Source organism: cf. Phormidesmis sp. LEGE 11477, from assembly GCF_015207105.1.
Lineage (GTDB): Bacteria > Cyanobacteriota > Cyanobacteriia > Phormidesmidales > Phormidesmidaceae > Phormidesmis.
In genome coordinates, this window is record NZ_JADEXO010000211.1 from 1 (window position 1) to 4,445 (window position 4,445).

4 protein-coding genes are annotated in these 4,445 nt (G+C 49.2%); 1 reads left to right on the forward strand and 3 read right to left on the reverse strand.

The genetic code is table 11. The features are described 5' to 3' along the window. Positions 1-123 precede the first annotated feature (123 nt). A complete protein-coding gene (locus tag IQ256_RS28510; RefSeq protein ID WP_193859066.1) occupies positions 124-954 on the reverse strand; it encodes a serine hydrolase in 831 nt (276 codons plus the stop codon). Between the two features lie 114 nt (positions 955-1,068). Here IQ256_RS28510 and IQ256_RS28515 point away from each other — a divergent pair, with 114 nt between their 5' ends. Further along, positions 1,069-1,890 carry a Uma2 family endonuclease gene (locus IQ256_RS28515; protein ID WP_193859067.1) on the forward strand — a complete coding sequence of 274 codons (822 nt, stop codon included), beginning with the start codon at positions 1,069-1,071 and terminating at the stop codon, positions 1,888-1,890. A gap of 86 nt (positions 1,891-1,976) precedes the next feature. Here IQ256_RS28515 and IQ256_RS28520 read toward each other — a convergent pair whose 3' ends face one another. Both IQ256_RS28520 and IQ256_RS29940 read right to left on the reverse strand, forming a co-directional pair. Continuing rightward, a complete protein-coding gene (locus IQ256_RS28520; protein WP_228025376.1) occupies positions 1,977-3,734 on the reverse strand; it encodes a PPC domain-containing protein in 1,758 nt (585 codons plus the stop codon). A 62-nt stretch (positions 3,735-3,796) separates the two neighbouring features. After that, positions 3,797-4,445: hypothetical protein (locus tag IQ256_RS29940; protein ID WP_228025377.1), on the reverse strand; the 649-nt coding region annotated here is incomplete at its 5' end.

Genomic DNA, 4,445 nt, shown 5'->3' on the forward strand with positions numbered 1-4,445 from the left:
TTGGTAAACTGAAGGTATCATATTTATTCGATAGGCTTTGGTTCGTAAAACTAGCCTATCTTTTTTTACCTACACACCGCTATTCCCTTACCGTGTACAGTTTACGTAGGCTGTGTCACCCCTTCAGCCCTCTGGGATGTCTTCTGCGGCACCGAAGAAAGTGTTGTCTAGCTCTAACGGATCGATAATCTGAGAGCGAACTTCTGCGGCAAGGTCATTTCCTGTGGCGGCCTCAACAACCATACCCGCCAGAATAAAGTTGGTATTGGAGTATTGCCAACCTTCACCCGGTGCAAAAAACGGATCGGCCTCTCCAATCAAAGCAACAATCTCTTCAGGCTGCCAGTCTCGCAAAAAAACCAGCGGGTTTTGCTGGCCCTGCTCTATCAGGATAGAGTCATATTCAGCCACCCCGCTGGTGTGATTGAGCAGTTGGCGCAGGGTGATTTCGCTAGCGTTTGGCAAACTGTCTGTGACATTTGCGGGCAGCCAGTCAGTGAGCGTATCTTCTAAGGTAAGGATGCCTGCTTCTACCAGTTTGAGTAGGGTCGTTGCTGTAAAGGTTTTAGTGATGCTGCCGACTTCAAAGCGATCGCCTTTCTCGACCGGTGTATTGTTCTCTAAATTAGCAGTGCCAGAAACCTTAGACAGATCTCCAAACGGAGAGGTAATAGCCACACTTATCCCCGGAACTGTCTCGGTGACTCGACTAGACAGATAGGTGTCTAACTGATTGCTGAGTGCAGTCGTCGGTGTTATCGCTGCGCCAACGGTTTGAAGCTGGCTTAGATCAAACTCAGAGAGTCCGGCGCTGCTGATAGAGACCGTCACACCTGATGCAGGCGGCGCTTCGTCGAGGTCAAGCTGAAGTGTCGCTAGAGTGCGATCGCTCTCAATTAAACGGGTGGAATCATCTGCGTTGTTGGTTGTGGCTGAGAAGCTAAGTGGTGTCATGTTTTAGTGTTTCCTGCTGGAGATCGATACGAACGATTAGCGGCACGCGCAGAGATTAAGAAATGGCGCTTTATACTGAAAGCTGACGAGCAGACCCTTTTGAGGCATATCATCATGGTTTCGCAGCCGCTTTCACGCCTACCTAGCACCACAGAGCTACCCTGCTCTGACGACATTCCCGTGGACAATGAAGACCAGAACCTGCTACCGAATTTGCTGTTGTTCATGCTGATTGGCCTGTGGGGCGAGCGGATGGACTGGTATTTTGGCGTGGATATGGCGGTGTACCACACGACAGGCGTGAACCCAAGAGTACCAGTGGTGCCCGATGCTCTTTTGAGCCTAGGTGTAGAGCGGCGAAAGGCCAGCCGAGAAGGAAAAAGTCGTCTGAGCTATGCCGTGTGGGATGAAGGGAATGTGGTGCCAATAATGGCGCTAGAGCTGGTGTCGCAAACACCGGGCGGCGAGTATGACGAGAAGTTTGAGATTTATCAGCGACTGGGGGTGCTGTACTACGTGATATATAACCCGTCGCACTGGGAACGAGATCGGCATCAACCGTTTGAGGTGTACAAGCTGGTCGCGGGTGAGTATCGATTGCAGTTTGGTGAGCCATTCTGGATGCCGGAGGTAGGGCTTGGTCTGGGTCGTGCGGTGAGACCCTTGGGTGGAGTTGAGTTAGAACTATTGCTGTGGCATGACGAGCAAGGGCAGGCTTACCCAGTACCAGAAGCTGAGATGAAAGCGCTGCGATCGCAGATAAAGAAGTTAGATCAACGGGCACAGGTCGCTGAGCAACGAGCCGAGGCAGAACGCCAGCGAGCTGAGGCAGCCGAACGCCAAACTGAGGCAGAACGTCAACGGGCAGCAAGACTGATAGCGCAATTGCGATCGCTCGGCATCGATCCGAGCAGTCTTGACCCGGACAATAACTAGATTTGGAACACTCCATCAGACAAAACATCATCACTACCTCCGCTAAAGAAAAGGGGAAAGGCCAACGTCTTTCCCCTTCCGTTTGTCTAAATCAAAGCCATTGCCTCCTCTGGATTCGACACATCAGCCACTACTTCAAAGCTACTCTCCGTCAGTCTCGATGCCTGCACACCGTTGAGAACAGCCAGCGTTTCACCGCTGCTCACTACGCCCAGCAAGGTATTGTTGCCCTCCTGGGTAATTGTCAGGGCAGCGAACATTAGCTCGCCTTCGACCAGGCCAATCCGGTCAGTGCCGACCTCAAAATCGAGGATGGTGTCGGTGCCGTCCGGGAAAGTCCAACCGCTACCACTTCTAGCAATGTTAGGGTCATAATTACGATTGCCTAACATACTTACACCTAAATAGTAAGTGCCTGTTGATTCGGCAGTGTATTCAATGAATGGGTCGCGAGAGAAGTCTTCACCAGGAGCTGCACCGTCGCTGTTGGCAGTTAGCTCATTGCCATTGGTATCGAACAATCGCAGTTCAGTGTCAACTTGCTGAGGTATATCTTCTAATGCTGGTGGCAACGGGTTTATCCCCACATACACCGGAGTCCACTCACTAGAATTGATATCTAGGCTAACTGACTGTCCTGCTTCTAAGTTGAAAGAGTAGAAATCAACATCTTCGGTGGGATCGACAAAGAGGTAACCGAGAAGCCCGCTAAGAGAGACAGAAGGAGTATCTGCACTGAGGCTTAAGGCATTAGCCTCAGTGATGGTGCCGTTATCTTCGCTTTCTTCGGGGATACTGACTTGGTCTAAGGTATCGGCTAGAGTAAAGGTTGCTTCAGTAGCTACTGGATTGAGTTCATAGCCTTCGCCAGATTCCAGGGTAAACGTTATGGTTTCACTACCTTCATCCGTACTATCTTCGAGAATGGGCAGGTTGATGGTCGCTGTTTGTTCGGTAATCGTCAGATCAAAACCATCGTCGCGCACATCTGCAATTGTGCCTCCTGTAATCTCAAGCGCCTCTACATCAAACTCGCGCAAGTTAGGAGCACTAACGCTTACTGTTAGACCTTCTACAGGTGGGGGTGCACCAAGACTAAAAGTATGAACGCTAACCGTCCCTTCTGCTTCAACTAAAGTGGTGCTTTCATCATCATCTTGGGTAGAACCAGTCAAACTCAACTGAATCTGTGATTCTGGGTTGTCGGCAATGGTGAGACTGATTTCACTGGCATCTGGGTCGATGGTGTAGCCTGCTTGGGGCTGTAGAGCAAAGTCTAGAGCTAGAATACCTTCTAGGAAAGAATCCGCCGGAAAAAGCGAATCAACCGCTAGCTCGTTAAAGACGGGGAGTGTAATCGTAGCAGTTTGTTCTGTAATCGTGAAGAAAAAGCCGCTCGTATCAGCATTAGGAACTGGGAAATTGCCCCCTTCAATCTCAGCTCCCAAAACATCAAATTGACTAAGGACGCTACCAACAACCGGATCGTCTTCGCTGTCTAAATAGATGGTTAAGCCTTCTAGCGGTGGTGGCTCAGATAACATAAAGGTCAGCGTGGTTTCGGTTTCTTCGGTTTCAACTAGTTCCGTCTCGCTGACGGTTACGCCGACTTCGGGAATAGTGTCTCCACCCCCAGTAGATACAGGGACATCTTCTACTGAATCGTAGTAGGTAATTTCTGTCTCTCCAGCATTGAAATCAACTTCATAGCCCTCCCCTGGCTGCAAGAAGAAAGTGACATCTTCCGCCCCATCGGTTTCTAGAGGTTCAAATTCCTCGTATACATCTCCATAAAAACGTAATTCAAAAGAGATAGGATTAGCAGCTTGATAGTTAACGGTCATCGTTGGTTCTTCGAGCAGTAATCGAATTCCCGTTGGAATACCGTCTTCATTGTAAAATGCACCTAATGACTGTCCGCCAATGGTGTTAGGAAGTTGATTTTGACCCCAGAATGAGACGTAGTCGAATAGATTCGCATTGCTGTTAAGGACAAATTCAATTCCTCCTTCGGGAATTTGCCCTCTGTTTGGATTGTGAAAGTAACGCTAGAAACCCCGTCGAGTTCTACGTGTTCCACTACGGCATTAGTGAAGTTGCCCTCACTATCTACAGTAGTAGGATTGGCACTCAAGGAAAGGGTAGGAGGGTTGGTAACATTGGGATTACTCACGGCTGAAGTCGGGATGCCAGTCGCGCGCGGATTATTCTCCGTCAGTAGATCGATCTCTATGTCATAGTTTCCCAAGTTCCATGCATTCCCATTACCTGAGCTTGGTACGAAGGGATCGTACAGCGGAGAAGGTACAACATCTAGATTAATTGGGAAATCTTGCACATTGTTCCATGCGCCTAAAGTTACATAATAAGTCCCGTCTTCAAAGGCGGTAAATTCTGTGTAGCTGTCAGTTTCATTTTCATCGAATGGGTCGGTGCCACCGAACAGCTTATCTGGTGCGGCGCTCGCAGTAACAGTCTGATAGTCTAAAAGCCGATTTCCTTCGGCATCAAATATATTTGAAACTAATTCGAGACCATTTCCAAGAGCAAGTGGA

Bases quoted from the DNA above. Each gene is read 5' to 3' on its own strand.
- IQ256_RS28510 (WP_193859066.1), bottom strand. From the start codon at position 954: ATGACACCACTTAGCTTCTCAGCCACAACCAACAACGCAGATGATTCC.
- IQ256_RS28520 (WP_228025376.1), bottom strand. From the start codon at position 3,734: ATGACCGTTAACTATCAAGCTGCTAATCCTATCTCTTTTGAATTACGT.
- IQ256_RS28515 (WP_193859067.1), top strand. From the start codon at position 1,069: ATGGTTTCGCAGCCGCTTTCACGCCTACCTAGCACCACAGAGCTACCC.